The following is a 25,871-nucleotide window of genomic DNA, read 5'->3' on the forward strand; positions in this document are numbered from 1 at the left end:
CGTCGTGGCTGAAGTAAGAGCTAGGGTCCAATTAAATGTGGGCAAAAACAGTGATATCCCGGCAGAAATTGTCTCATTTTCTGGGCTAAAAGATGGCCAAGAGCATGTTGCACTAATTTTTAATGAGGCGGACAAGCATCAACAGACACCGCTTATTCGCATGCACTCTGAGTGTTTAACCGGCGACGTTTTCCACTCCAGTCGTTGTGACTGCGGTGAGCAACTCAATGAAAGTATCGAATTAATGCACCAACAAGGTGGAATATTGTTATACCTGCGTCAAGAGGGGCGAGGCATAGGGTTGTACAATAAGCTCGACGCCTATGTTTTACAGTCTCAAGGTATGAACACCTATGAAGCCAACAACCACTTGGGCTTTGCTGATGATTTGCGTGAGTTTTCCGATGCGGTACTCATGCTTAAGGCGTTGGCTGTGACGCAGGTCAAACTGATGACTAATAATCCTAAAAAGCTCAGTGCGTTAGCTGATAATGGCATCGATGTGAAAGCTGTAGTGGGCACCTCGGCGCATATTAAGGTGGGCTTAACGGGAAACCAAGCATACTTAGAAACCAAAATTAAGCATGGCTCGCACATGCTCGATATCAAAAAAATACAAAAACCATAAAGCACGACGCAAAGAAAGAGGAAACGCAGTCATCATGGCTATAGAAATTCGCGTACATAGCGCCAAAGCCGGCGGGCGCTGGATAAAGCAGGGATTGGATATATTTGCCAAGCAACCTTTCACCTTTATGTTTATGTACTTGCTCATTGCTGTTTTAGGGTTAGTTGGGCTGGTGGTACCGCTGTTGAAAATTCCAGCAGCACTGGCGACGCCTTTTCTAATGGCTGGTTTTTATCAGTCAGCACTTGCGCGCGAGCAGGGGAAAAACGTTGCCTTTGCCGACATCATCGATGTGTTTTCACAAAAAGGCCGACGTATGGGCTTGTTCCGGGTCGGCTTGTACCAAATGGGTGCGGGGATCTTACTAGGCTTGCTAGCTAGCGTGTTATTTGCGGATATGGCTGCGGTGGTGAGTGACCCGAACATGAACCCAGAGCAGGCGCTACAGCTATTAGCACAAAGCCTGTCATTTCCTTCGTTAGCCTTGTTTTTGGTAATAACCAGTATTTATCTGTGCGCCTTTGCATTTGCCATACCATTAGTGTTTTTTGGCGGCCACACGTCGATGTGGGCGGTGATGAAAGCCAGCTTGATGGCATTTTATCATAATGCCGCAGCGATGACGGTGTACGGGCTTATTATGGGCGTTTTGATGCTGTTGTGTGCAGTATTGTCCTTTATTCCTCTTCTGGTTCTAATGCCGATTTGCTACATTAGCCTTTTGGTGGCGTTTCAGGCGATTTTTGCGCCGCAACTGGGCGAGCAGGATGCACCCGCAGCGCAGCATGTTAATGCCATTAGCGACACCACCGACAATGGTCGATTTGACGCCTAATGGACGATAGCGAAAAGCAAAAGCAAAAAAATTACGTTCTGTGGCTGTTAGGACGACAGGACTACAGTCGCAAAGAGTTAGAGCGCAAGTTAAGCCAGCGCCAAGTGCCGCAGGCGTTTAGCTGCGAATTACTGGACTGGTGTGAGCAACATGGGTTCATAGATGATAACCGGTTTTGTGCCGGTTTTGTCCGTCGCGCAGCGGACAAGCGCCATGGTCCGCGACGCATTATGGCTGATGCGCAGCAAAAGGGGCTGGCAAAAGAGCAAGTTAGCGAAGCCATCGATGCCTTAGACATAGATTGGTTTGAGCTCGCTCTAGAAGCTTATACCCGGAAATTCCGGACAACAGATAAACAATTAGATTACAAAGAAAAAGCTAAGCGCATGCGTTATTTAACAGCGCGTGGGTTTGACTACCAACAGATAGAATTTGCACTTGCAAGTGAAGCGAATGACGAGTGAGAAAAACGCAATGCAGCATTTGACGACCGCACAGCTAAGACAAAAGTTCTTAGACTATTTTGCCAAGCACCAACACCAAATTGTGCCTTCGGCTTCATTAATCCCTGGTACTGATCCAACGTTGTTGTTTAACAACGCCGGCATGGTGCCTTTTAAAGACGTATTTTTGGGCGCAGAAAAGCGTCCCTATACGCGAGCGACCAGCGCCCAACGTTGTGTCCGCGCAGGTGGTAAACACAACGACTTAGAAAATGTTGGTTACACTGCTCGCCACCATACCTTTTTTGAAATGCTCGGTAACTTTAGCTTTGGCGATTATTTCAAAGAGCAAGCTATTCAATTTGCCTGGACTTTTTTGACCGAAGAGCTCGGTTTGCCTAAAGAGAAGCTTTGGGTGACGGTGTTTACCGAAGATGATGAAGCCGCCGATATTTGGATTAACAAAATTGGCGTGCCAGCTGAACGCGTCTCTCGCATTGGTGAAAAAGATAACTTCTGGTCCATGGGCGATACCGGTCCGTGTGGTCCGTGCTCGGAAATTTTCTACGATCATGGTGAAGAAGTCTGGGGCGGTCCACCAGGGACGCCAGAAGAAGATGGCGACCGTTATATAGAGATTTGGAACTTGGTTTTCATGCAATATAACCGCCATGCCGATGGCACGATGGAAGCCTTACCTAACCCATCTATTGATACAGGCATGGGTCTTGAGCGTATCGCCGCCATTATGCAGGGCGTGCATTCAAACTATGAAATTGACCTATTCCAAGCGTTAATCCAAGCGGCAGCAAAAGTGACGAATGCGCAGGATTTAGAAGATAAGTCATTGCGGGTTATTGCCGACCATATCCGTTCGTGTGCGTTTTTGGTGCTAGATGGTGTCATGCCTTCGAATGAAGGACGCGGTTACGTGTTGCGTCGTATTATTCGTCGCGCTGTGCGCCACGGCAACAAACTGGGGGCAAAAGGCACCTTCTTCCACCAACTGGTTGGTGCGCTGATTGAACAGATGGGGGATGCATACCCTGAGCTTGCCAAACACCAGAGCATTATTGAAAAAGTATTGCGTATTGAAGAAGAGCAATTTGGCAAAACTCTAGAACGCGGCTTGGCTATTTTGGAAGAACACTTAAGCGCCCTAGAAGGCGATGTTATTCCCGGCGATGTGGTATTCAAGCTCTATGATACCTATGGCTTTCCAGCGGACTTAACCGCTGATGTCGCTCGTGAACGCTTTATGACCATTGATGAGCGTGGTTTCCAGCAGTGTATGGATGTGCAACGTAAAAAAGCACAACAAGCTGGCAAGTTTGGCGCTGATTACAACACGCAACTGCGCTCTGATAAGTCGAGCGACTTCAAGGGTTATGAAGCCGAGCATTACAGCGGCACTGTGGTCGAGCTGTTCGCTGCTGGCGATAAAGTATCGGTATTGGAAGACGGTCAAGAAGGTATCGTGATACTTGATCGTACGCCATTTTATGCTGAGTCAGGCGGTCAGGTGGGTGACACCGGCGTGCTGAAAGCCGGTAATGGAGAGTTTATTGTTACCGATACACAAAAACTCGGCAATGCTATTGCGCACTACGGCAAAGTAAGTGGGCAAATGGGGGTGAACGATAAAGTGGACGCGCGTATCGATGCTGAGCGCCGTGACCGCATTAAGAAAAACCACACTGCAACCCACCTTATTCACGAAGCATTGCGCCAAGAGTTGGGTGAGCATGTAAACCAAAAAGGCTCCTTGGTTGAGCCTGATCGTATGCGTTTTGACTTCTCCCATTTTGAGGGCGTCACGCGTGAGCAACTACAACGCATCGAACAACAAGTGAATATTGAAATTCGTCGTAACTTTGCTTTGCAAACTGAGCTGATGGCCATTGATGAGGCAAAAGCAAAGGGCGCTATGGCGTTATTCGGCGAGAAATATGACGATGAAGTACGCGTCGTGAGCATTGGTGACTACTCTATCGAGCTGTGTGGCGGTACCCACGTGCAGCGCACCGGCGACATCGGCTTATTTAAAATCGTCTCAGAGGCAGGTATTGCCGCTGGTGTGCGCCGTATTGAAGCGGTGACCGGTGATGATGCATTGAATTATGTTGCTGAGCAAGAGAACAAACTGGCGCAGATAGCGGCGTTGCTCAAAGCGGATAATGCCTCGGTGCTTGATAAAGTATCGGGTTTAATTGAGCGTAGTAAAGGCCTTGAGAAGCAGGTGGCGCAACTGAATGATAAGCTTGCCAGTGCAGCGGGCGCCTCGTTGCTTGATAGTGCCATTGATGTCAACGGCGTTAAGCTGCTTGTGGCGAACGTTGCTGGCACCGAGAGCAAAGCGCTGCGTGGTATGGTTGATGACCTGAAGAACAAAATGGGTTCAGGCATTATTGCTTTAGGCGTTGCGAACGGCGAAAAAGTCAGTTTAATTGCTGGCGTCACCAAAGACCTTACTGGTCAGTTTAAAGCCGGAGAGTTGGTTAACCATATGGCGGCACAAGTCGGTGGTAAAGGTGGCGGTCGCCCTGATATGGCACAAGCCGGTGGCTCGCAACCAGAGCACTTAGATAGCGCACTGGCCAGTGTTCAAGCATGGGTGAGTGAACGTGGATAAACAACAGGCGCGTATTTATTCGTGGCACTGTTAGTTCAAAAGTTTGGCGGCACCTCGGTAGGCTCGATTGAGCGTATTGAGGCCGTCGCCGATATCATTATTCGCCAACGTCAGCAGGGCCACCACGTTGTGGCTGTGGTGTCAGCAATGTCAGGCGAAACCAATCGATTATTAGCGTTAGCTGAGCAAGTTGATAGCTCCCCCAGTCCTCGTGAACTTGATGCATTAGTCAGTACCGGAGAGCAAGTAAGTGCCAGTCTTCTAGCGATGGCACTGATCCGCCGAGGCTACCCCGCCATCAGCCTGTTGGGCGATCAACTGGGTATTCGCACCGACAACCTCTTTACCAAAGCACGTATCAATGACATCAACAGTGCCCGCTTACGTCAAGAAATTGAACATGGTCGCATTGTTATCGCAGCAGGGTTTCAAGGCCGTGATTTGGAAGGAAATATTACCACTCTGGGGCGCGGCGGTAGCGACACTTCGGCAGTGGCCATTGCCGCTGCGATAAATGCTCAAGAATGTCAGATCTATACCGACGTTGACGGCGTATATACGACTGATCCTCGTATCGAACCTGGGGCATGGAAGCTGTCGAGCGTGTCAGTTCAGGTCATGCTAGAGATGGCTAGTTTAGGCGCGAAGGTATTGCATATTCGTGCAGTGGAAGCCGCTGCGCATTATAAAATGCCATTGCGAGTGTTATCCAGCTTTAGTGTTGGGGAAGGGACGCGCGTTGATTACGAGGATGAAGGTATGCAACAACAGACTGTTTCGGGAATTGCCTCCAAGCGTGAGCAAGCGCTTATCTTTATAAATGATTGCTCAAATGATGGTTCTACTTTAGCAAATATAGTGGAACTCTTGGCAGAAAAAGGCATCGAAATAGACATGATTAACCAAGTTAATCAAAAAGTTGGAAAAGTAGACTATGCTATAAGTGTACCCAGCTTAGAGTTGCAACAAGCAACGAGTTTATTGCAAGAAAGTGATGCTTTAAGCGGGGCCAAAATAGATAGTCGTGACGACCTCGCCATGTTGTCTATAGTTGGCGCAGGGATAAAAACGAACACGCCAATTACAGGGCGATTTTTTCGCGTGTTAGCCGATGAAAATATTGATGTAGTCGTCGCTAGCTCAGGAGAAATAAAGCTTTCAGTTCTTATTGAACGAAAGTACTTGGAATTGGGCGTACGTGCATTACATGCGGCTTTTTTAACGGCAAGTGAATAATCGCTTTTAAGTTTTACTTACTTTTAGAGTGATTATTCTTTAGAATGCCGGAGACGGAATTTTTTACTAATTTGGAACTATGGGAGCAAGCGAATGCTAATTCTTACTCGTCGAGTTGGTGAAACCTTAATGATTGGTGATGAAGTCACAGTGACTGTTTTAGGCGTTAAGGGTAACCAAGTGCGTATCGGTGTGAATGCACCAAAGGATGTGTCTGTTCACCGCGAAGAGATTTACATGCGAATCCAAGCCGAAAAATCGGACTCAAACCCGGGCAACGCATAAATAAACGAATTCATAAAAGCCACTATCAAGTGGCTTTATTTTTATCGAAGATAAATGCAATCACTTCCTCATTGAGCACTCGTGCGGGAAAATAGTGCCTAGCTCCTTTATCGGTGACAATAATTATTCCCTTCTGCGTACTCAACACCTCTTTAATCTGTGGCCATGAGTATTGCTTCTTATGGGCATTAATCTCGGTACTAATTCCTTGCTCATCAATCCGTAGCGTCACTTCATTTCCAGCAGCTCTTGTTAATCGCTGTCGTGCCACCCACCAAGGTTGCTGATATTTGTAGGCAACCACTTCTAAAATAGCTAAAGCAAACAAAAAATAACCAAGGTAGTTATTTTGCAACTTAAACATGCTAAAAAGAGCAAGTCCTACGAGCAAGAGCACCAGTGGATATTTGAGTTGGCGGCGATGGCTGAAGGGCAAAGACTGCTCAAAGCTTTCGTGGTAGTAGTCTTTATCTAAAATATAGCTAGTGTGGTAATTCATAGTACTCGTTATACGAACTTGATTAATATAGAGGCAGGTATGCGCACGATTTTTATGGCATTAACGGCCGCGCTTTTCAGCGCTACGGTTGGCGCCCAACACCAATTTTTGGTCTTTGGCGATATGCCATATTCCCCTATCAATAGAGCGCTGCTCACCCCACCTGCAGGGCCATTATATCAAGGCGTGCGGCAAACCCCACATCATTTTATTGTCCACGTCGGGGATATTAAGGCTGGAGCTGTCGCTTGTACCGATCATGTTCTGCGCGGCAACTACCAGCTGTTATCTAATCTTAGTGAGCGGCCCTTTGTCTACACACCGGGTGACAATGATTGGACCGACTGCGATAGGAAAGGGCTTAGCACACGCTATGATGAGCTAGAGAGGCTAAGTTTTGTACGGAAAGAATTCGCTGTTCATACAGTCGCTTTGCCCGGCTATGAACGCCAGCCTGAGCTGCCCGAAAACCAAGCTTGGCGTATAGAGCAAGTGCAGTACCTAACTGTGCATGTGGTTGGTACCAATAATGGTCGTGCGCAAATTCTTAAGTCTCATAAAAAACAAGCGCTGCAGGCTGTTAAAAAGCGAGATCAGCATAATATTCAATGGCTAACACGCCATGCTGATAAAGACCTAACCGCCATGGTTGTCTTTTTTCAAGCGGATATCTTTCGTTCAAGTAGCGATAAGGGAGTGTGCAGTGACAATAACCGAACATGTGATGGCTTTGCTGTCTATCGTCAGTATTTAGATAAGCTCGCTCAACACAGTAATTATCCTATTTTAGTGGTGCATGGCGATACCAGTGAATTTTGTTTTTCACAGCGTCAGTCGCAGCTTTGGCATCTTAATGCACCTGGCGATTTTCAGGTTTTAGATATTGCTCATGTAACCGTTAATGTAGATTCAGCACAGCCTTTTCAGGTGTCCCCCCTATTGACAAATAGCGCTATTCCTCGCTGTGAAGATGACGGTTAGCTACTGCGGCAGGTAAGCATAAAAAAGCCGCGCGAGGCGCGGCTTTTGTTAATACTGCGAATTAGAACTGGAACCTTAGGCCCAGTTTAAACTTGCGACCAAGTACGTCATAGTTACTTGGGAACGTGTTACCCGAGTTAGAGCTGGTATCACCTGCCTCATTGCCCACAACCGGTGGATCTTTCTCGAACAGGTTATCTATACCCAAACTTGCGGTGATATTATCGGTAAGGTGATAATTGGCATACAAGTCGAAGTAATCGTAGGAGTCGATACTTCTAAACTCTGGGAAGTAATCGTCGGCAACGACTGGCTCTGCGTCAATGCCATCAATGTGACGCCATTGTAATGACAGGGTAAAGTCGTCCATCGCCCAGGTAGTACGTTGCACCCAGCGCATCTCCGCGAGGGGATCACAGCTGGCACTGTAATACCCTTTACAGTCGATAATTCGCGCTGTATCAGAGCTTTGCGACTCTTGAGTTAGATACTTGTTGATGGTTCCTGAGAACTGCAGCTCACCCATGTCCTCTAGTGGCACGAAGAAATTGAAGCCCAGTTCAACCCCCTCAGCGGTCAAGTTCTTGAGGTTGGTAGTGAATTGTTCAATCCCGGCACCAGCAACGGTCAAATCGCCACCAACACGTTGTATTTTGGCACACTCTTGTGCATCACCTAACTTGTAACAGGCATCGAGGATTTCTTGTGCTGAAAACTCGCCGATGATGTCATCAATATCAATATCATAGTAATCTAAACTGATAGTGAAGTTTTGCAAGGTATCGAACTCTGGAGTCCAAACAATACCTGCTGTAAAGGTGCTTGCTTCTTCAGCATCAGGTGGATTAAGTGGATCGCTTCCGGAGATCACTTGCACTTGACCTGATATCACATCTTGCACGTTCCCCACTTGCGCATCGGTCATGCCAGTGGAAATACACAGCTGGCGCAGTTCAGCGCTGATGTTACCGGCGTTGGCAACCGAGCAAGGGTCGCTAGTCGCGTTATCAAGGCCAGTTACCACAGGAGAGGCGATTTCACCGACGTTCGGAGCTCGCGTCGCTTGCTGTTGCATAACACGTACTAATACGCTGCTAACTGGGCGCCAGTTGAAACCAAGCTTCCAGGTTTCATTAGAGCCCACGGTATCGTAGTCTGCCCAACGGAAACCAAACTCCACATCAAGCGTATCAGCAAATGCCATACCGTCTAAAACTGGCAAGTAACCTTCCATGAACAGCTCATCAACACTGAAGCCACCTTCAATAGGTAACTGGTTACCTCCAGCACCGCCCTGACAGCTCGCTGGTGCAAGTTTCAAACATTCATCAGGCTCAAATAAGCCTTTTTCTTTGCGGTACTCATAACCAAAGCTCATTGATAGCGGTGCGCCGGCGCCGGGCACTTCAATAAACTCAATCGGACCATTGATGGTCGCAGTTGCGATACGCTGGCTGTACTTTTGCTGCTGTAATGCAATAGCTGTAGCATAACCGGCCATTTCATCGGTAATGGTGCCAAAGCCACCAAACAGGTTGATGGGTACGCAAGTTGGGTCGCCGTTTAAGCAGGTGACGCCGTCTTCGGTTTCAAGGGCATTTTGGATGTTAGTTAGGTTGGTGTAGCCACCGCGTACGGTGGTACGGTTGGACTCACCATATTGGAAACTAACATCATACTCCCAGTCGTCAAACACATAACCTTTCACGCCAGTGACAAACTGGAACAACGAGGTGTCATAGCGCTCTGTACGGGGGCCGAGTTCGAGTGTACGCCGACGTAACTGCACAGTTAAATAGTCCTCAGAGTCGACGACGCCATTGCCGTTGACATCATTCCAGTTACTGTCACTTAAGAGACCATCAGCGAGCGCGTTGTTGCCCGTATCAATCATAAATTGCTGCGCTTGATCGCCAATTAACGGGTTAAATAGTGGCAATTCGAAACTAGCACCAAATGTGCCTGATGGCGCAACCTGTGTATCTACCGAGATCGAGCTATAAGTGAGTGATGAATAAACTTCATGATCGTCGGTGAGGTTGTAACGAGCGAGAGCCGTACCTGAATAGCGCTCAGACGGTGTCTGATAGAAGTTGTAGGGGTTGAAGTTGAACACGCTACAGGTATCGGCAGCAAGTGTGCCATCATTTCTAAATTGGCCTGCGGTCCCCGCTCCGACAATACCAAAGCGTGTGGGCATGGCCGTTGTAGAACCACCACTTTCTACTGAGTTAGGGGCCTCACACTCAGAGGGTGCTGGAACGGGCGGTTGACCATTTAGGAATTGCTCATAGTTGGCGCCTGATGCGGTTTCGATACCAAGTAAACCCAGCGGGCGATCGCCAAGGAGCACTTGGTCACGCTTCATCCAGTCCAATGAGAGTACGACGTTACCTCTGTCGTCAGCGAGGTTAGAACCGATGGTAAGCGATATATTACTTTTATCGCCGTCACTTTCGTCTGTTTGCTGGTGCGAGGTGTCTAAGGCTATCCCTTCAAAATTATCCTTAAGGACAAAGTTAACCGCCCCGGCAATGGCATCAGAGCCATAAACGGCCGAAGCACCACCAGTAACCACATCGATGCGCTCTACCAGTGCCGAAGGGATCACTGAGGTATCTACCGAACCGTTGTAGTTATATGGGATCATTCGCCGGCCATTAACCAGTATCAATGAACGCTGAGATCCCAAACCTCTTAAGTTGACCGTTGCTGCACCGCCAGAGCCGTTGTTCACGTTACTGCCGTCACCGGGAATAGTGGATGGTAAAGTACGTAGAATTTGCTCTACTTCAGGTTCTTGTTGGAAGCGCAGCTCTTTCTCGCCAATGGACGTGATGGGGCTGGCTGAGACAGCGCCAGGCTGGCGAATACGACTACCAGTGATGGCAATGACCTCAATATCCTTGGCTTCTTCATCCCCCGCAGCGAGTGCTTGAGGCATAACGAATGAAGAAATACCTACGCCGAGCGCTACTTGTAGCGACAGCGCCAGTTTAGATTTTAACATTGTTTTTCTCCCTAGTTATTAGTACGACTAATACTTCAGGGCCAATCAAACTGCGGTTGTTCCTATTTAGCGTCATAAGCTTAGTCCGATTTGTTCAAACCTGCCAATGACTTAGAGTCAAAAAATAGAGCAAAAACTCTCAACGTAAACAATGTAAAATCAATCTTGGTATGACCAATTATCTTTTTTAAGGTTCTCAACATCATTTATGGCTAATGAAGATGATTTTTTCTCGTATAGATTTTATTTATATCCGCTATTTTTATTATCTATAAAGCTAAAATAACGGCATTGTTGGCGGTTTTTAAGTCTCCTTCCAAGAATTTCTAGGTTATAAATATTGGTATTACCAATTTACAGTTATGTAGACATTCTTTTTTTTTTGATATGGTGTTGGTTAAATATCAATAAAAAGTAACTAAATTTGCACTGGGGTGAGCATGGATATTACAGCATTGTTAATTGAAGCCGCTTGGCTTATGGCGACCGGTATGGTGGTGGTCTTTGTATTTCTACTCATATTGATAGGCGCTTTACGCCTAATGTCATATATCTTTGCCGATACAGAACAAGCACAAGCCAATCAACAAGCTAGCGCCACTACCACGCATCGCAGTAAGCGCCCCTCAAAGGCGCATATTGCAGCTATTGCTGCGGCTGTGCATCAGTATAAGAAGCAATAATAAGGGTCAATTATGTCTAAATTAAAGCTTACCGAATTAGTACTGCGAGACGCGCATCAATCTTTATTAGCAACACGCATGCGCTTAGAGGATATGCTCCCGATCGCTGATAAGCTTGATCAGGTTGGGTTTTGGTCAATGGAGTCATGGGGTGGGGCCACCTTTGACTCCTGTATACGTTATTTAGGTGAAGACCCTTGGCATCGTATCCGCGCCCTGAAAGCGGCGATGCCTAATACGAAACAGCAAATGCTACTGCGTGGTCAGAACTTACTCGGTTATCGTCATTACAGTGACGATGTCGTGACTAAGTTTGTCGAGCGCGCTCACGCCAATGGTGTTGATGTGTTTCGTATCTTTGATGCGATGAATGATGTGCGTAATTTAGAGACGGCAATCAAAGCCGCTGTAAATATTGGCGCCCATGCACAAGGCACTATCTCTTACACCGTCTCACCGGTCCACACGTTGGATATGTGGTTAGATCAGGCTAAGCGCCTTGAAGATATGGGTTGTCATTCTATTTGCATTAAAGATATGGCCGGGCTGTTAAAGCCCTATGATGCCGATAAGCTGATCCGTGGCTTAAAGGAAACCGTGTCTTTACCCATTGCTATGCAATGCCATGCGACCACAGGACTAAGCACTGCAACCTACCAAAAGGCCATTGATGCTGGCATTGATATGCTTGATACGGCAGTTTCTAGTATGAGTCAAACCTATGGTCACAGCGCCACCGAGACCTTGGTTGCTATTGTCGAGGATACCCCGCGTGATACTGGTTTGGACCAAACCTTACTCGAGGAAATTGCGGCTTATTTTAGGGAAGTACGTAAGAAGTATGCGCAATTTGAAGGTAGTTTAAAAGGTGTTGATGGCCGCATCCTATTAGCGCAAGTGCCCGGTGGCATGCTCACAAATATGGAAAACCAGTTAAAAGAGCAAAACGCAGGCGATAAGTTAGACGAGGTACTCAAAGAAATCCCCAAAGTCCGCAAAGACTTAGGTTACTTACCTTTGGTCACCCCTACCTCACAAATTGTTGGCACTCAAGCCGTGTTGAATGTGCTTACCGGTGAGCGCTACAAGTCTATTACTAAGGAAACCGCAGGCGTTCTTAAAGGTGAGTATGGAGCAACACCCGCACCGGTAGATAGCCAGTTGCAACAGCGTGTTTTAGAAGGTGCAGAGGCAATTAGTTGCCGTCCTGCCGACCTCATTGAACCTGAGCTAGACAAGCTGACGGAGGAGCTAGATGCTCATGCGAAAGAGCAAAACCTCGAGTTAGCAGACGAGGTGGTTGATGACGTTTTAACCTATGCATTATTCCCGCAAATCGGTTTAAAGTTCTTAGCGAATCGAAATAATCCTGATGCTTTCGAACCAGCGCCGAGCGCCGAGCCGGAGCAGCCAAAGGCTGTGGCAAAGGCTGTGGCAAAGGCGGCACCGACAAAGCAAGGGCCAGAGCGTTATAGTATTAGTGTCGATGGTCAGGCCTATGATGTTGTCGTCGCTCCCGGTGGTGAGTTGGAGAGTGTGCGTGCTGTTGAGGGTGAAGGTGAAAACCCACCGCAGTCGGCTGCGATTAGTGGCGGGGAAACACTGAATGCACCGCTAACGGGCAATGTCTTCAAGGTTTTAGTTAAACCTGGTCAGCACGTGAGTGAAGGTGATGTGGTTATGATCATGGAAGCGATGAAGATGGAAACTGAAGTGCGCGCATTGCACGGCGGTGAAGTCAGTGATGTGTTAGTGCGTGAAGGTGACTCCGTGAGCGCTGGCGATGCCTTAATTGCATTGGTTTAGGAGGGGGTATGGAAGGAGTGTTAAATCTCTGGCATGCCACCGGCATTGCCAACTTTTCCGTCGCTCAACTGGTGATGATCTTAGTCGGTTGTGGGCTGTTATATTTGGCGATAGCGCGGAATTTTGAGCCATTACTATTGGTGCCTATTGGCTTCGGGGCGATATTAACAAATATCCCCGTGGCTGGTATGGCAGACCCTGGTGGCATTCTGTATTACGTGTATTACATAGGCATTGACTCCGGCGTCTTTCCGCTACTTATCTTTATGGGAGTGGGGGCACTTACCGACTTTAGCGCATTGATCGCGAACCCGCGCATGCTACTTCTGGGCGCTGCGGCGCAATTTGGTATTTTCGCGACCTTGTTTGGTGCTATTGCTTTGAATTTTGTGCCGGGCTTTGAATTCACACTCAAAGACGCATCTGCTATTGCCATCATTGGCGGTGCCGATGGCCCGACTGCTATTTTCTTAGCCTCAAAATTAGCCCCAGACTTGCTCGGTGCTATCGCAGTGGCGGCGTATTCTTATATGGCTTTGGTGCCCATTATCCAGCCACCTATCATGCGAGCATTAACCTCCGAGCAAGAGCGTAAAATTGAGATGCCGCAGTTACGAGCGGTTTCCAAAAAGGAAAAAATTATTTTTCCACTTATGGTTCTGGCGTTAACTGCGATGTTCTTACCAGCAGCAACGCCGTTGGTGGGAATGTTCTGTTTGGGTAACTTAATGCGTGAGTCAGGTGTCGTCGATAGGCTCAGTAGCACAGCGCAGAATGAGTTGATCAATATAACGACTATTTTCCTTGGCCTAGCGGTGGGCTCAAAGCTAGCTGCTGAGCAATTTCTGACGGTGGAAACCATTGGTATCCTAGCGTTAGGAGCCTTGGCATTTTCTATTGGCACGGCCTCAGGTGTATTCATGGCAAAAGGGCTGAATAGATTATCGTCATCACCTATTAACCCCTTAGTAGGGGCCGCTGGTGTATCTGCTGTGCCTATGGCTGCTCGCGTGGTCAATAAGGTTGGCCTGGAGAACAACCCACATAACTTTTTATTGATGCATGCCATGGGGCCAAACGTTGCTGGCGTTCTTGGTAGCGCTGTGGCTGCAGGTATTTTACTGGCCTTGGTGGGCTAACCTCTGCCGAGAAATTTATCTATTTAGGCACTTCCTAGCCATTTGCGCGTCCTATTCGAATTCGGTGGGGCGCGCTTTTTTATGGCTGAGGCCGGTTTCACAGTTTTGCGATTAAGTGTTATAAGTGCATGCTATAGCATAAGCTGGAACTGACAAAGCAGTCCATGGCTAGCCATAACAGTCAAAATAGGGAGCGGCTATGAACGCTATTATCATCATCATTGTATTATTTGTTTCGCTGGCTATTTTGGTGCCGTTACTAGAGCGCTACCAACATCAGTTAGGGCTCAATAAAATGATGCGCTTTCGCAAGTATATCTTGCCACTCGTTGGCATAAGCTTAGTGGTGCAATTGCTTTATATGTTATTTAGGTAAGGACTTGCGATATAGCAGACATAAAAAAAGCACCCTAAGGTGCTTTTTTTATGTCGATGATTAGTTCATCGCCAGCTGCATTTCTCGCTCTCTAACCAGCTGCGCAAGCAGCGTATCGGCGACCGGCTTAAACTTGGCTAATTCGCCAGCGGGAAGCGGCTCAGATTTTGGCAGTTCAACGGTACGAGGATTGCGATGTACACCGTTTACAAGGAACTCATAGTGTAAGTGGGGGCCTGTAACGCGACCGGTGGCTCCGACAGTGCCAATAAGCTGGCCTTGTTTCACTTTTTGGCCATTTTTTACTTTGCGTTTATTTAAGTGCAAGTACTTAGTTACATAGGTATTGCCGTGTTTAATAAACACATAATTACCATTAAAACGGCTATAACCCGCCTTAATAACTTTGCCGTTACCAGCGGCTACCACGGGCGTACCTGTACGCGCGGCGTAATCAATACCACGGTGTGGCTTCACCGTTTTAGTTACTGGGTGTAGGCGACGCGGATTAAAGCTTGAGCTGATGTATTTGAAATTAACTGGCGCTCGTAAGAAGGCTTTTTTCATGCTTCGACCTTCAGGGGTGTAGAAGTTGCCATCAGTGTGGCGCACAGCGGCATAACGTTCGCCTTGGTTGATAAATTCAGCCGCGATGATTTTCCCTGTGCCAATATACTCGCCGTCAACGTGGTGTGTTTCATACAGCAAGCTAAACTGATCGCCTTTACGCAGATCGTTGGCAAAATCCACGTCCCAGCCAAAGATGGTGGCAAAGTTCATAATTTGTTTCTCACTTAGCCCAGCCGAGATACCGGCTGTCCATAGGCTGCCATTGACTGTACCAGACGCTGTTTTAGTGAGGGTTTCAATTTCTTTGGAATCGATAGAGGTGTCGTAGCGTCCCTCTTCGTTAAGCGTAACAAACAAGGTGTCGGTTTTGCTCAGTACATATTTGAGCTGCTGCAACTCACCCTTGTCGTTTTTTGCAAAACTTAACACTTCACCTGGGTGAATTTTGGTTAGTTTTTTCGTTTCTTCATTGGTATTAACCAATTTATACAAGGTTTGCGCGGAGAAGCCTGCACGTTTAAAAATCAGGGCAAGGTTGTCACCGTTACGTACTTGGTAATCGGTGTGCTCATAAGTTGGTAAAGTCTGAGCTTGCTCGGGGGAGTTCAAATCGGTGATTTGTTCGTCTTCCTCAAGCTTAACTTGAAGCTCGTAACGCTTACCCACTTCCAATGGCTTTGCGTCGTTATCCTTTGATGCTGTGGCTCTTTCCGTAGGTATCAACATCAGGGCAATAATCGTGACAAGAAAGCCCACAATGAGCAATTTGTGTTTTTTGGGGAGCTTGTGAACCACGTTTACCATAACCTACCTTTTTCTGCTGTTAAGGAAAACAAATCTAACCAAAGGCTGAGCATATACGTTATAAAGGGCAAATACCAGTATTTTGTGCATTTAAACCCGGCGCGAATTGCGCTAGAATCGCGCGGTTAGCACATTTTTTTATCGGAGAAATAAATGACAGACTTGCAGACAGCGCTGGCAGAAATTAAACGCGGTGCTGAGGAAATTTTACTTGAGGAAGAACTCGCTGAACGCCTTAAGTCAGGGAAAAAGCTAAGAATTAAAGCTGGGTTTGATCCTACAGCGCCAGATTTACATTTAGGTCATACGGTGCTTATTAATAAGCTAAAAACGTTTCAGGACCTTGGCCATGAAGTGATCTTTTTAATTGGCGACTTTACTGGAATGATAGGCGATCCAACGGGTAAAAACGTGACTCGTAAACCTTTGACCCGTGAAGATGTGTTAGCTAACGCCGAAACCTATAAAGAGCAAGTCTTTAAAATCCTCGATCCAGAAAAAACCACCATCGCATTTAACTCGCAATGGATGGAAAAGCTAGGCACCGCAGGAATGATAAAGTTAGCAGCTCGCCAAACCGTAGCACGCATGCTCGAGCGCGATGACTTTAAAAAACGTTATGCAAGTGGTCAATCCATCGCCATTCACGAGTTTTTGTATCCACTAGTGCAGGGGTGGGATTCAGTCGCACTTGAGGCCGATGTTGAGCTTGGTGGCACCGATCAGCGTTTTAACCTGTTGATGGGCCGTGAATTGCAAAAAGATGAAGGGCAAAAGCCGCAAACAGTGCTAATGATGCCATTGCTTGAGGGCACTGATGGCGTGCAAAAAATGTCTAAGTCTCTGGGTAACTACATAGGAATTACTGACTCTGCTAACGATATGTTTGGCAAAATGATGTCTATCTCCGATGATCTTATGTGGCGTTACTATGAGTTGCTAAGTACCAAGTCACTTGAGCAAATTGCGGAGTTGAAGGAGCAAGTCAGCAACGGCGCGAATCCGCGTGATATCAAAATTGCCTTAGCGAAAGAGATCATTGCGCGTTTCCATGATGAGCAAGCCGCTGAGCAAGCTCACGCAGATTTTACCAAGCGTTTCTCTAAAAATGCGTTGCCTGATGATATCAACGAGCTAACCATTGAATGTGATGGCGATGAGATGATGATCACCGCCTTGCTTAAGGAAGCTCAGCTAGTGGCTAGCACTTCAGAAGCGATTCGCATGATTAAACAGGGTGCCGTGAAAATTAATGGCGAAACCAAGGTAACAGATAGCAAGCAAATGGTGACTAAAGGCAGCACGGAAGTTTATCAGGTTGGTAAACGTCGCTTTGCAAAAGTGACTCTTGCTTAAGAATTGATACTACAGAAAAGCCGCTTAAAGCGGCTTTTTTTACGCCCACGCTATGTGGCTAAGTGCTATAACCGCCAGCCAAAGCATGTTAACACCGTCAATATATTTCAATGTTGCTGTGATTGTTTTGTCATCAGGCAAATGATCCACTCCAATGCGCATGCGCTCAAAACGGTGGCCTTGATAAAAGGCTGGCCCGCCAAGCTGTACTTGCAATAATGCACTGAAAACACTGAGAGTGAACCCGCTAACGCGGTGATAAAAGTGCCGGCCATATATCCGTAAGTAACGCCATAGTTTACGCTGTTGGGTCATCACCGCCAGCGGTAGCAAGTACATTACTAAGGCCGCTAGAGAGCAAAGAGTTAGTAACCATTCACTGGCGTAGAGATAAGGACTCGATGGTAAAGCATGCTTGCGCATGGCCGTGTGCAGAGTCCACGTTAAACTGTAGGCGAGGGCAGCCACGCCGCCAAATAAACAATACAGTAGCAGTGGTGCAAAGTAGGTATGAAGCATGCGCAGCACCATACTCTCAATGCAAGCTTTGGCGACCCCCTGACTATTCAAACGCTCACAATCACGTACCACAATAGTTGCTAGTAGTGCCCGAGCGAGTGATTTACGGTGCTGCTTTAATGCCAAAGCAATACGCGTACTTTTGCTGCGGATTGTGTGGGAGTCTAAACTCAGGTAGAGCAAGAGCGCAGATAATGCCTCTGGGTAGTAAACTAAATGGGAGAACAGCGCGATTAATGTCAGCGGCAACAACACACACAGAGCCAGTGACAGTATGGCTATCAGCAGGTGGTAGCCAACACTATCTTGAGGATTGAAAGTGCGTTTAACTAAATTGTTGAAGCCTAGGCGCGCTAGGGTAAAAGGGTGATACCAAGGAGAGAGCGGCAGCCAACGCTCGCAAGCAATGGCTGCAAGTAATAACAGCAGACTAAGCTGAGCACTTAGCGCTTCAACCAGCATCTATAGGGTGACACCATCAAGTTTTGTTAGCATCGCCATTACCATAGCCGATGAATTCTTTGATGCGACTTCTAAGTATTCCTCGAATGAATGCGGCGACTCTTTGCCGGCGATATCAGACAGTGAGCGGATAACCACAAAGGCCGTATCAAGTAAGTGGCAGGCTTGAGCGATTGCGGCGCCTTCCATTTCCACAGCAAGCATCGCTGGAAATTGTTTGCGTGTTGCATCAATGCGTTCAGGATCACACATAAATGAATCACCTGTACACACTAAGCCAACCAACGATTGACACTGTTGTAGCTGTGAAATTGATTGCTCGGCCACTTGTATCAATTGTGGGTGGGACTCATAAGCCGCTGGCATTTGTGGTACTTGGCCATACTCGTAACCAAATGCGGTAACATCGACGTCATGGTGGCGTAGCTCGCTGGCAATAGCTACATCACCCACTTCTAAACGCTGGTCAAAACCGCCTGCTGAACCTGTATTGATAACGCAATCAGGGTGAAAGTGGTCGATCAACAAGGTGGTTGCAACGGTGGCAGCGACTTTACCTATCCCTGATTGCACTAAAGTCACAGTCTGAGTATTGAGTTGCCCATGGTAAAAAGTAAAACCACCGTGTTGGTGAGTTTCTACGTCGCTCATGCGTTCACGCAAAATCGCGATTTCTGGCTCCATGGCGCCAATAATACCTACTTTCATAGCATCTCTGATTAATTAGCAAAAACAGCCCTTAGTATATCAAAGGCTGTTTTAATATGGCATTGGCTTAGTTAGATCTCTGCAAGTTGGGTCGATGTAGCGATAGCTGAGCCGCTAGTCTGCGCTTTGGCTTGCGAAGGCGAGAGCACTGCTGGGCGCGTTGGCGTGCGCGTCGGTTTACGTTTTGTTGCTGTTTCTGGCTTGCCAATCTTAAATAAAATGGCGTTGCGTACGTCTTCAACGCGGTAGCCGCTTTTTACTTTCATACGAATATGAGGAATACCGGCGGTTTCTAGGGCACCGCTAACAAACCAATCGCGCTGTGCCTTGTGGCCGTCTTTATTGGCATTATTGACCAGATCCACGGCGGCGACTATGGTCATTTTCTGTTTATCTAACAGTACATAGTCGAGTTGCTTATTCTTAGTTTTAGTCATGGCAATACGCCGTGATTTGCTAGAAAGTCCTGCCTTGCAATCAATGACATCTGCTAATTTGACTCGGCTGACGATCCGATAGTTATCGCCAACCGCTCGCTCTAGAAGCGATAGAAAGGCGCTCTCAACCTGCGTATAGATCTCTTTTTTACGAACGAAAGGATAAGGGTTTTCGTTATTATCAATGAACTTGGAAGCGACCACGGAAGCAACAACAACCAGCACCAATATAGATAAAAGCGCGAATTCCATTTTTTACTCCAAAACGAATTTTTGACACGCTTACACTAAAGCAATAAGCGTGCCTAAAATTGAATTGGCTAGGGTTGATAACCCTGGGGCAGGCCTTTAGTGGTGATAGCTACGGCGTCATGGGCGTGAAGCGACTCATAGTGGTTAATGCGAACCCAAAAATCGAGCACGTCTGCCCGCTCATCTAACGCTGCTTTCACCTTACGAGCGGCATCTTCACAAAACATCAAATTGGCGCCATTTAATCGTGCAAACTCTTGCTCGTCTTCTCGTTTCACGGCGGTTTGCACGGGTGTTTTTAGTGTTTGCTCAATTTCATCGATGATGGCGACGAAGTCAAATTCGCCAAGCTGCGCATCCAATAACACCTTGGTTTGTGCGACGGAGCGTTGAGAATGGGGGGTGGCGCTGATCCCCTCTGTTGTGCCCAGCCACTTTAGCACTTGTTCAAAGTTCAGGTTCTCGGCGTCAAAGTCACGTTTAAAGTTTTCTTGAATCAATTGCCTTGCAAGGGCTGCTGAACAGGGGCAAGTAGACGAGTAGGTTACTTCAACACCGGCTTCAACACGCAGCTGTCCTTGATTTAACTGCATGTCTAAGGTGATGGGGTAGAATTTCCAGCCGCTGTTATCGCTTAGTAACGCACTGCGGCGCAATGGAAGCTCAAAACTGAGGCTGAGTCGCGCTCTATCGCTAATATCGTCATGGGAGCTGATAAACGCATCAAGGGTTGTTTTGAGTTGCGCAGGAGTCACGCTGGGCTCATTAGAAAGTTGGTCCAGTGCCAAAAATAAGCGCGACATGTGAATGCCCTTGGCATGGGTGTCAATTAAGTTCACAAAGGCTTGTGCTTTGGCATTAATAACGGTTGCTGCCATGCCCTTGGTCGCAATTTTTAAAGGTATTTCAATGGCGCTCATACCCACCCAATCAAGCGTATGATGTACTGAAGACGCGCTGGTGTTGGCGATATCTGGCATTGGATGTGGCATAGCCTTCCTCATTATTGAAGCAACGAAAAGGCGACATTCTACCTGAAAATGCGCAAATGTGGAGCAGCTCAAAGTTGCAGGATAAGAAGCCAAAGAAGGGATATGTAAAGCAATGCTGGCAGCTAAGTGGCGACAACATGCTTCCTTTATTGTCCAGTAATTGTTAACATTGTGTGTTGCTGTTAAGACGCGCTATTTACACCCATAACTTGCAAAATAACAATAATGACCAGTCCGATGAAATCAATTCTAAAAAAAGCCGCCACTGTGGCGATGTTAAGTAGCTGTAGTGTTGCTGCGTTCGCCAAGCCTCAGCTGATGTTGTTTGCTGACGACCTGCAGGTGTGCTCCAGCGAAAGGCTGAGATATTGTAATTCTGAATCCCGCGAAAGCTTAAGTAAGGATACTTATAAACAACAGCCAATTTATCAAATTACAGAAGAAGGCCTAGGCCGTATTGCCGATATGGCCTGGACCGAGCAGCCCGATATTCGCGCCCAGGCAGTCGAGTTATTAAATGCGGCGAAAAAGCATTTTAATGATGAAGCATTCGGCCAACGTGAATTCGAACGTTATCTGCGCCGCAGTGATTTCACCCTTACTGGTAGCGATATATCAGCACGTGAATTTTGGTTTAACTTATTTGATTTCGAACAGCGTAACTTTTTTGATTTACTCGAGCAAAAACAAGCGAATGGTAAGCGTCGTCGCCAAGGCGAAGTTGATGTTCAGGGCACGCGTAATTGGGTAACCAAAGAGGCGTTTGCGCAGCTGCTTAGTGATGCGCAAAAGATTGCCGATGCCAAACGCAAACCGCGTGTTGCCTTTATCACCGGTGGCAGTCGCGACCCTTATCGCGATGTTGATTATTATCAGTCCTTATTTGAGCAGCTTGGCTTTGAAGCGCATTGGCTCGCTATCGATGGGGCTATGCAAACGGTAATGAGTGCTCAAGATACCAAGTTGTGCGATAGCTTGGCTGATTATCAGGTGTCGAAGTTAGCGAGCTTCCGCCGTGATGTGCTATACCCTGATCTTTATCAAAAACAGCAAAAACTGTGTCGCGACCCAGAGAAGCTATATAACCTTCTGCGTAAATCTGACGCGGTGTTTATAGCCGATTCAAGCCCGCTATTGCTATATCATGCGTTTTATAAAAATGCTAACCAGCCCAGTGAGTTGCTAACAAAAATACAGGATATGGTGGCAAAAGGGCAATTAATGGTCGCCGCGCAGGGTGATGCAGTACATGCCTTGGTCGGTGGTAAAAACAATGCCACTGTACTCTCTGGTGATGGCGTGCAGGTGTTGACTGGGCGACCCACGGTTTACAGCAATGGTTTTGAAGCTTGTCGCTTGGGAGTGGACTGTATCTCAGTGGTAAATAGCCGTGAACTAAGTTATATGCAATCGGGCGTGCTTGGTTTGTTTAACTGGGGCACCTTGGATACTAAAGTAGCAAAGTATGGTAATCAGCCGCGTCTAATTAAAACCGGTATTGATAATAGCAGTAATTTAATTTTTGGTCTCGATAGTGACAGTTATGCCCGCATCAGCAGTGAAAGTGATGAGGGCGAGTACATGCAGATGCAAGTATTTGGCGAGGGTGGGCTATGGCTTGGTGACTTACGCCAAAGCAATGACTCTATGGCTACAGCAATGCAGTTTGGCCCTTTTGATAGTTACTTCTTGACTCATGAAGACAAAATCATGCTTCGTAATGACATGATTAACGTTGAATTAGCGCCATGGAAGCAAGCCATCAATACCACAACCGCCGGGCCATTAGTGAATTCGTCCACGCCATTTAGCCGCTCTAATTACCATAAGCTCGGACAAATGCAGTGCAATACCGGGGCTGCAACTGCCAGTGGTAGCACGGATATTGATTCACAGCGCTTTGAGTTAACCTTAAAAGCCAGTGGCGCTACGAACATGCGAAAAGGCGTGCTTGCAAAAGGCGGCAAACGCATCGGCGTATGCTCGTTTGCAAGAATCTCAACGCAGATACTGCCAAAGGCACTCTAAGTTGATTACAATAAAGGGGTTTGTAGCAAAACCCCTGTTTTTATGTTTGACTCTTCCCTGAGCCCTTGGGTTCGTGTATTAACTAATCTCCTTGCCCGATTTGGGATCTGGTACGCAGCCGCTATTGTTTATGGTGTGTTTATCGTCGCGGCCCTGATCCTTGGCTCAATGTATTATTACGTTGCCACCGGTGAAGTGACCCTACTGGATGTACTCGCAGTGGTGTTCTTCACGGCCATTACCGCACCTGTGGTGATTATGGTGGTGTTGCAATCAGTGGCACAGCTGCAAGACTCGCAAAAGTTTTTGGAAACCGCCACGAAGCAAGAAAAGCTATTAAACCAGTCACTGAAAGATAATATTCGTCTACTCAATACTGAGATTGATGAGCGTAAAATGGCGCTCAACGCTAAGCATCGGGCTATTGAAGAGTTGCGTCGTGAGATAGCGGAGCGCAAGAAAACGCAGCTAGAGCTAGCTCAACAAGGCATGCTATTGCGCTCAATTGTCGACTCGTCCCCTGACTTATTCTATTACCGCGATCAACAGGGTGTGTTTGCTGGCTGCAACAAAATGTTTGAAAAGGTGATGAACCGCAGTTCAGGGGACTTAATTGGCAAAACTGCCGAAGATATTTACCCACCGCAGTTGCTACCTGAGGTGTTACGCACCGACCATCAAGTAGAAACGACGCATGAACCCATAACGCTAGACGTTCAGTACCCTGTGGATGGAGAACCCCATTGGTTTGAAATGCGCAAGCTACCCTTTATTAATGACGACGGCGAATATATTGGTCTACTTGCTTTCGGCCGTGATATCACAAGCCGTAAGGAAGCCGAGCAAGCGCTCGAGACTGCTTACAAAGACAAAGGTAAATTCATTGCTACTTTGTCTCATGAGTTGCGCACCCCTTTAAATGGCATTGTTGGTCTCACTCGTATGCTGCTTGATACTGAATTAACGAAACAACAACGCAGTTGGTGCAATACGGTCTTCTCAAGCGCTGAAACCTTAGGCAACATCTTTAACGACATTATCGATTTAGACAAGATTGACAGAGAGCAACTTGATATTGTCACCGAACCGGTCGGTGTCACAGATTTTATAAATGATGTGGTGAATTTTGGCTCTCTCATAGCCGAGCAAAAGTCACTGTCTTTCGATGTATCCCGTGAAGGCGACTTGGACGTTTACGCCGAAATAGACCCAACGCGTTTGCGTCAAGTGCTCTGGAACCTCATCAACAATGCGGTGAAATTTACCAAACACGGTGGTGTGACCTTGGGCTGTCGTCGCCACGACACCGGCAAACAAGTGTGGCTTGAGTTAAGTGTTACAGATACAGGCATAGGTATTCCACAAGAGCAACTACGGCATATTTTCGATATGTATTACAAAGCGCCGGATGCCAGCGGCGCCAATGCCATAGGTTCGGGGATCGGCCTTGCGGTTACTAAAGCCTTAGTTAAAGCCATGGGTGGGGATATTCAAGTCAGCTCGATGGCGGGTGAAGGAAGTAGCTTTAAAGTACATATTCCTCTTAAGCTGACGCAAGCTCCGCAATTAGAAACATATGATTGTGCCAGCCTAAATATTCTTCTAGTCGAAGATGTTCCTTTGAATGCCGAAATTGCTACCAACTTACTTGAACAACGGGGGCATGAGGTCATTTGGGCTGAAACCGGTGAGGATGCACTGTCTTTTGTGCAAACAGAGGATGATCTCGATTTAGTGTTACTCGATATGCAATTGCCCGATATTAATGGCGATGTGGTGGCTCGTGAAATCCGCGCCGATGAGCATTTTGATAATTTACCTATAGTGGTGTTAACCGCAAACGTGCGCAGTGCTGAGGAAGAGCTACGGGGCATTAAAGTGCAAGGCTCACTCGCCAAGCCGATTAATACCAACAAACTCGATAAGATGCTAGCGACGCTCTTTGGTATTGGCAAAGACTGTGCACAGCAGGCAGCAGCCAAACAACTAGTCGATGCTGCATCGCCGCAAGCACTCGATGTGGATGAGATACACCTAGATAGAGAGATTATCTCTGAATTCTTGGACTCCATGGGGGCGAAAGCATTTGCCCGCAGCGTTGACTTGTTTGCAAAGTTGGCACCTGGGTATCAGCAACAAATGCAAGATAGCCTTGCCAGTGATGTGGATGAGTACAAATCAGTCGCCCATAAATTGAAAGGGGCCGCAGGCTCAGTGGGGCTCAAAGCGGTGCAGTTGCAGGCCAAGGAAATGGAGAATAATTGTCAGCAGGTTGAACAAGGACAGCGCCAGCAATGGTTAACGCAGTTAGATGGGCAAATAAAAGAAGGGCTCAAGGCCCTTCAGTCATTCTTATCTCAGTTAGCTCAGTAATTACGAGTTGCTGTCGATTTTTCCGATAAAGCGATAACCTTCACCATGGATAGTGCTGATCAGCTCAGGCGTGCTGGCGTCGCTTTCAAAGTGTTTACGGATACGACGAATAGTCACATCAACAGTGCGGTCGTTAGCACGAAGCTCACGGCCAGTCATATGTTTAATCAGCTGCTCGCGGCTAAAGATACGACCTGGTGAGTCTAACATTAGACGTAATGCACGATACTCACCTTTAGGTAAGCGCTTAGATTCACCCGCAGGAGACGTTAAGCAACGGCTGTTTTCGTCTAATTCCCAACCGTTAAAGTTAAGCACACCATCAGACTCAAGTGCAGGGTCATCTTTGCTGGCTGCTGTGCGAGAAATAAGGTTGCGGGCACGAATAGTTAATTCGCGTGGGTTAAATGGCTTAGTGATGTAATCGTCCGCACCAATTTCAAGACCTAAAATACGATCGACATCGTTGTCACGGCCGGTCAAGAAAATCAAACCAACATTGCGTTTTTGACGCAACTCACGGGCGAGGATCAAGCCATTTTTACCTGGTAAGTTGATATCCATAACAACCAGGTTAATTTCATCATTGGTGGTGAGCTTATCATGCATATCATCACCATCAATGGCTTCAACTACAGTGTAGCCTTCCGCTTCAAATAAGCTAACGAGGTTCAGGCGGGTTACGTCTTCATCCTCTACGATCAGAATGACTGGCGTTTGCATTGTTAATTAACCTTTTCGGAATATTTTATTTACAGAAAAACCGGAAAAACGAGAATTCCGCGAATACTTGCGATTATAGGAGTATATCTAAATG

22 protein-coding genes are annotated in these 25,871 nt (G+C 47.1%); 14 read left to right on the forward strand and 8 right to left on the reverse strand.

Annotated features, from left to right (window positions below; genetic code table 11):
- Positions 1-4: 4 nt before the first annotated feature.
- From ribA to csrA, 6 genes are all read left to right on the forward strand, one after another.
- Positions 5-628, forward strand: coding sequence for a GTP cyclohydrolase II (ribA, locus tag MHM93_RS09045; RefSeq protein ID WP_022946939.1), 624 nt, complete (start codon positions 5-7; stop codon positions 626-628).
- Between the two features lie 34 nt (positions 629-662).
- Positions 663-1,463, forward strand: coding sequence for a BPSS1780 family membrane protein (locus tag MHM93_RS09050; protein WP_239448794.1), 801 nt, complete (start codon positions 663-665; stop codon positions 1,461-1,463).
- Positions 1,463-1,927 carry a regulatory protein RecX gene (locus MHM93_RS09055; protein WP_239448796.1) on the forward strand — a complete coding sequence of 155 codons (465 nt, stop codon included), beginning with the start codon at positions 1,463-1,465 and terminating at the stop codon, positions 1,925-1,927. The genes MHM93_RS09050 and MHM93_RS09055 overlap by 1 nt, the downstream gene beginning before the upstream one ends.
- 10 nt (positions 1,928-1,937) lie before the next feature.
- Positions 1,938-4,538 carry an alanine--tRNA ligase gene (gene alaS / locus MHM93_RS09060; protein WP_239448836.1) on the forward strand — a complete coding sequence of 867 codons (2,601 nt, stop codon included), beginning with the start codon at positions 1,938-1,940 and terminating at the stop codon, positions 4,536-4,538.
- 21 nt (positions 4,539-4,559) lie between these two features.
- Positions 4,560-5,774, forward strand: coding sequence for an aspartate kinase (locus tag MHM93_RS09065; protein WP_239448798.1), 1,215 nt, complete (start codon positions 4,560-4,562; stop codon positions 5,772-5,774).
- A gap of 93 nt (positions 5,775-5,867) precedes the next feature.
- Positions 5,868-6,059 carry a carbon storage regulator CsrA gene (gene csrA, locus MHM93_RS09070; RefSeq protein ID WP_022946934.1) on the forward strand — a complete coding sequence of 64 codons (192 nt, stop codon included), beginning with the start codon at positions 5,868-5,870 and terminating at the stop codon, positions 6,057-6,059.
- A 25-nt stretch (positions 6,060-6,084) separates the two neighbouring features.
- Here csrA and MHM93_RS09075 read toward each other — a convergent pair whose 3' ends face one another.
- The gene (locus MHM93_RS09075; RefSeq protein ID WP_053910695.1) at positions 6,085-6,558 is read right to left on the reverse strand and encodes a YcxB family protein; all 474 of its coding nucleotides are present in this window, start codon (positions 6,556-6,558) and stop codon (positions 6,085-6,087) included.
- Between the two features lie 39 nt (positions 6,559-6,597).
- On the opposite strand from MHM93_RS09075, the gene MHM93_RS09080 reads away from it, so the two are divergent.
- A complete protein-coding gene (locus MHM93_RS09080) occupies positions 6,598-7,539 on the forward strand; it encodes a hypothetical protein (protein WP_239448800.1) in 942 nt (313 codons plus the stop codon).
- 61 nt (positions 7,540-7,600) lie between these two features.
- Here MHM93_RS09080 and MHM93_RS09085 read toward each other — a convergent pair whose 3' ends face one another.
- Positions 7,601-10,549: a TonB-dependent receptor gene (locus MHM93_RS09085; protein ID WP_022946931.1), complete on the reverse strand. Its 2,949-nt coding sequence runs from the start codon at positions 10,547-10,549 to the stop codon at positions 7,601-7,603.
- 440 nt (positions 10,550-10,989) lie between these two features.
- On the opposite strand from MHM93_RS09085, the gene MHM93_RS09090 reads away from it, so the two are divergent.
- The 4 genes from MHM93_RS09090 (at position 10,990) to MHM93_RS09105 (ending at position 14,553) form a co-directional block, all read left to right on the forward strand.
- Positions 10,990-11,232, forward strand: a complete 243-nt coding sequence (locus tag MHM93_RS09090; protein ID WP_239448802.1) for an OadG family transporter subunit — start codon at positions 10,990-10,992, stop codon at positions 11,230-11,232.
- 12 nt (positions 11,233-11,244) lie between these two features.
- Entirely contained in the window at positions 11,245-13,038 is a 1,794-nt protein-coding gene (oadA, locus tag MHM93_RS09095; protein ID WP_239448803.1) for a sodium-extruding oxaloacetate decarboxylase subunit alpha, read from the forward strand.
- An 8-nt stretch (positions 13,039-13,046) separates the two neighbouring features.
- On the forward strand, positions 13,047-14,177 hold the full coding sequence (locus MHM93_RS09100; RefSeq protein WP_022946928.1) for a sodium ion-translocating decarboxylase subunit beta: 1,131 nt from the start codon (positions 13,047-13,049) through the stop codon (positions 14,175-14,177).
- 199 nt (positions 14,178-14,376) lie between these two features.
- Entirely contained in the window at positions 14,377-14,553 is a 177-nt protein-coding gene (locus MHM93_RS09105; RefSeq protein ID WP_022946927.1) for a hypothetical protein, read from the forward strand.
- A gap of 60 nt (positions 14,554-14,613) precedes the next feature.
- Here MHM93_RS09105 and MHM93_RS09110 read toward each other — a convergent pair whose 3' ends face one another.
- Positions 14,614-15,927, reverse strand: coding sequence for a peptidoglycan DD-metalloendopeptidase family protein (locus MHM93_RS09110; RefSeq protein ID WP_022944145.1), 1,314 nt, complete (start codon positions 15,925-15,927; stop codon positions 14,614-14,616).
- Positions 15,928-16,080: 153 nt separating this feature from the next.
- Here MHM93_RS09110 and tyrS point away from each other — a divergent pair, with 153 nt between their 5' ends.
- The gene (gene tyrS, locus MHM93_RS09115) at positions 16,081-17,283 is read left to right on the forward strand and encodes a tyrosine--tRNA ligase (protein WP_239448804.1); all 1,203 of its coding nucleotides are present in this window, start codon (positions 16,081-16,083) and stop codon (positions 17,281-17,283) included.
- Positions 17,284-17,322: 39 nt separating this feature from the next.
- On the opposite strand, the gene MHM93_RS09120 is transcribed toward tyrS, so the two are convergent.
- The 4 genes from MHM93_RS09120 to folE2 all read right to left on the reverse strand — a co-directional run bounded on the left by MHM93_RS09120 (position 17,323) and on the right by folE2 (position 20,653).
- On the reverse strand, positions 17,323-18,264 hold the full coding sequence (locus tag MHM93_RS09120) for a cobalamin biosynthesis protein (protein ID WP_239448808.1): 942 nt from the start codon (positions 18,262-18,264) through the stop codon (positions 17,323-17,325).
- Entirely contained in the window at positions 18,265-18,972 is a 708-nt protein-coding gene (mtnN, locus tag MHM93_RS09125; protein WP_022944142.1) for a 5'-methylthioadenosine/S-adenosylhomocysteine nucleosidase, read from the reverse strand.
- A gap of 71 nt (positions 18,973-19,043) precedes the next feature.
- Positions 19,044-19,661 carry a DUF2726 domain-containing protein gene (locus tag MHM93_RS09130; RefSeq protein ID WP_239448810.1) on the reverse strand — a complete coding sequence of 206 codons (618 nt, stop codon included), beginning with the start codon at positions 19,659-19,661 and terminating at the stop codon, positions 19,044-19,046.
- 68 nt (positions 19,662-19,729) lie between these two features.
- Positions 19,730-20,653: a GTP cyclohydrolase FolE2 gene (gene folE2 / locus MHM93_RS09135; protein ID WP_151172349.1), complete on the reverse strand. Its 924-nt coding sequence runs from the start codon at positions 20,651-20,653 to the stop codon at positions 19,730-19,732.
- A 237-nt stretch (positions 20,654-20,890) separates the two neighbouring features.
- On the opposite strand from folE2, the gene MHM93_RS09140 reads away from it, so the two are divergent.
- Both MHM93_RS09140 and arcB read left to right on the forward strand, forming a co-directional pair.
- Positions 20,891-22,681 carry a hypothetical protein gene (locus MHM93_RS09140; protein ID WP_239385739.1) on the forward strand — a complete coding sequence of 597 codons (1,791 nt, stop codon included), beginning with the start codon at positions 20,891-20,893 and terminating at the stop codon, positions 22,679-22,681.
- A 42-nt stretch (positions 22,682-22,723) separates the two neighbouring features.
- Positions 22,724-25,054: an aerobic respiration two-component sensor histidine kinase ArcB gene (gene arcB / locus MHM93_RS09145; RefSeq protein WP_022944138.1), complete on the forward strand. Its 2,331-nt coding sequence runs from the start codon at positions 22,724-22,726 to the stop codon at positions 25,052-25,054.
- Here arcB and arcA read toward each other — a convergent pair whose 3' ends face one another.
- Positions 25,055-25,777, reverse strand: a complete 723-nt coding sequence (arcA, locus tag MHM93_RS09150; protein ID WP_022944137.1) for a two-component system response regulator ArcA — start codon at positions 25,775-25,777, stop codon at positions 25,055-25,057. It lies immediately after the preceding gene.
- Positions 25,778-25,871 lie beyond the last annotated feature (94 nt).

Origin of the sequence: Pseudoalteromonas sp. MM17-2, from assembly GCF_022347945.1 — a bacterium.
GTDB classification, from domain to species: domain Bacteria; phylum Pseudomonadota; class Gammaproteobacteria; order Enterobacterales; family Alteromonadaceae; genus Pseudoalteromonas; species Pseudoalteromonas ruthenica.

What these genes read in the sequence shown, in the direction of transcription:
- arcB (WP_022944138.1), top strand. Translation starts at nt 22,724, where the DNA reads ATGTTTGACTCTTCCCTGAGCCCTTGGGTTCGTGTATTAACTAATCTC.
- MHM93_RS09050 (WP_239448794.1), top strand. Translation starts at nt 663, where the DNA reads ATGGCTATAGAAATTCGCGTACATAGCGCCAAAGCCGGCGGGCGCTGG.
- tyrS (WP_239448804.1), top strand. Translation starts at nt 16,081, where the DNA reads ATGACAGACTTGCAGACAGCGCTGGCAGAAATTAAACGCGGTGCTGAG.
- MHM93_RS09110 (WP_022944145.1), bottom strand. Translation starts at nt 15,927, where the DNA reads ATGGTAAACGTGGTTCACAAGCTCCCCAAAAAACACAAATTGCTCATT.
- folE2 (WP_151172349.1), bottom strand. Translation starts at nt 20,653, where the DNA reads ATGCCACATCCAATGCCAGATATCGCCAACACCAGCGCGTCTTCAGTA.
- MHM93_RS09055 (WP_239448796.1), top strand. Translation starts at nt 1,463, where the DNA reads ATGGACGATAGCGAAAAGCAAAAGCAAAAAAATTACGTTCTGTGGCTG.
- MHM93_RS09090 (WP_239448802.1), top strand. Translation starts at nt 10,990, where the DNA reads ATGGATATTACAGCATTGTTAATTGAAGCCGCTTGGCTTATGGCGACC.
- MHM93_RS09075 (WP_053910695.1), bottom strand. Translation starts at nt 6,558, where the DNA reads ATGAATTACCACACTAGCTATATTTTAGATAAAGACTACTACCACGAA.
- MHM93_RS09120 (WP_239448808.1), bottom strand. Translation starts at nt 18,264, where the DNA reads ATGCTGGTTGAAGCGCTAAGTGCTCAGCTTAGTCTGCTGTTATTACTT.
- csrA (WP_022946934.1), top strand. Translation starts at nt 5,868, where the DNA reads ATGCTAATTCTTACTCGTCGAGTTGGTGAAACCTTAATGATTGGTGAT.
- MHM93_RS09080 (WP_239448800.1), top strand. Translation starts at nt 6,598, where the DNA reads ATGCGCACGATTTTTATGGCATTAACGGCCGCGCTTTTCAGCGCTACG.
- oadA (WP_239448803.1), top strand. Translation starts at nt 11,245, where the DNA reads ATGTCTAAATTAAAGCTTACCGAATTAGTACTGCGAGACGCGCATCAA.
- MHM93_RS09130 (WP_239448810.1), bottom strand. Translation starts at nt 19,661, where the DNA reads ATGGAATTCGCGCTTTTATCTATATTGGTGCTGGTTGTTGTTGCTTCC.
- mtnN (WP_022944142.1), bottom strand. Translation starts at nt 18,972, where the DNA reads ATGAAAGTAGGTATTATTGGCGCCATGGAGCCAGAAATCGCGATTTTG.
- MHM93_RS09105 (WP_022946927.1), top strand. Translation starts at nt 14,377, where the DNA reads ATGAACGCTATTATCATCATCATTGTATTATTTGTTTCGCTGGCTATT.
- MHM93_RS09085 (WP_022946931.1), bottom strand. Translation starts at nt 10,549, where the DNA reads ATGTTAAAATCTAAACTGGCGCTGTCGCTACAAGTAGCGCTCGGCGTA.
- MHM93_RS09100 (WP_022946928.1), top strand. Translation starts at nt 13,047, where the DNA reads ATGGAAGGAGTGTTAAATCTCTGGCATGCCACCGGCATTGCCAACTTT.
- MHM93_RS09140 (WP_239385739.1), top strand. Translation starts at nt 20,891, where the DNA reads ATGAAATCAATTCTAAAAAAAGCCGCCACTGTGGCGATGTTAAGTAGC.
- arcA (WP_022944137.1), bottom strand. Translation starts at nt 25,777, where the DNA reads ATGCAAACGCCAGTCATTCTGATCGTAGAGGATGAAGACGTAACCCGC.
- alaS (WP_239448836.1), top strand. Translation starts at nt 1,938, where the DNA reads ATGCAGCATTTGACGACCGCACAGCTAAGACAAAAGTTCTTAGACTAT.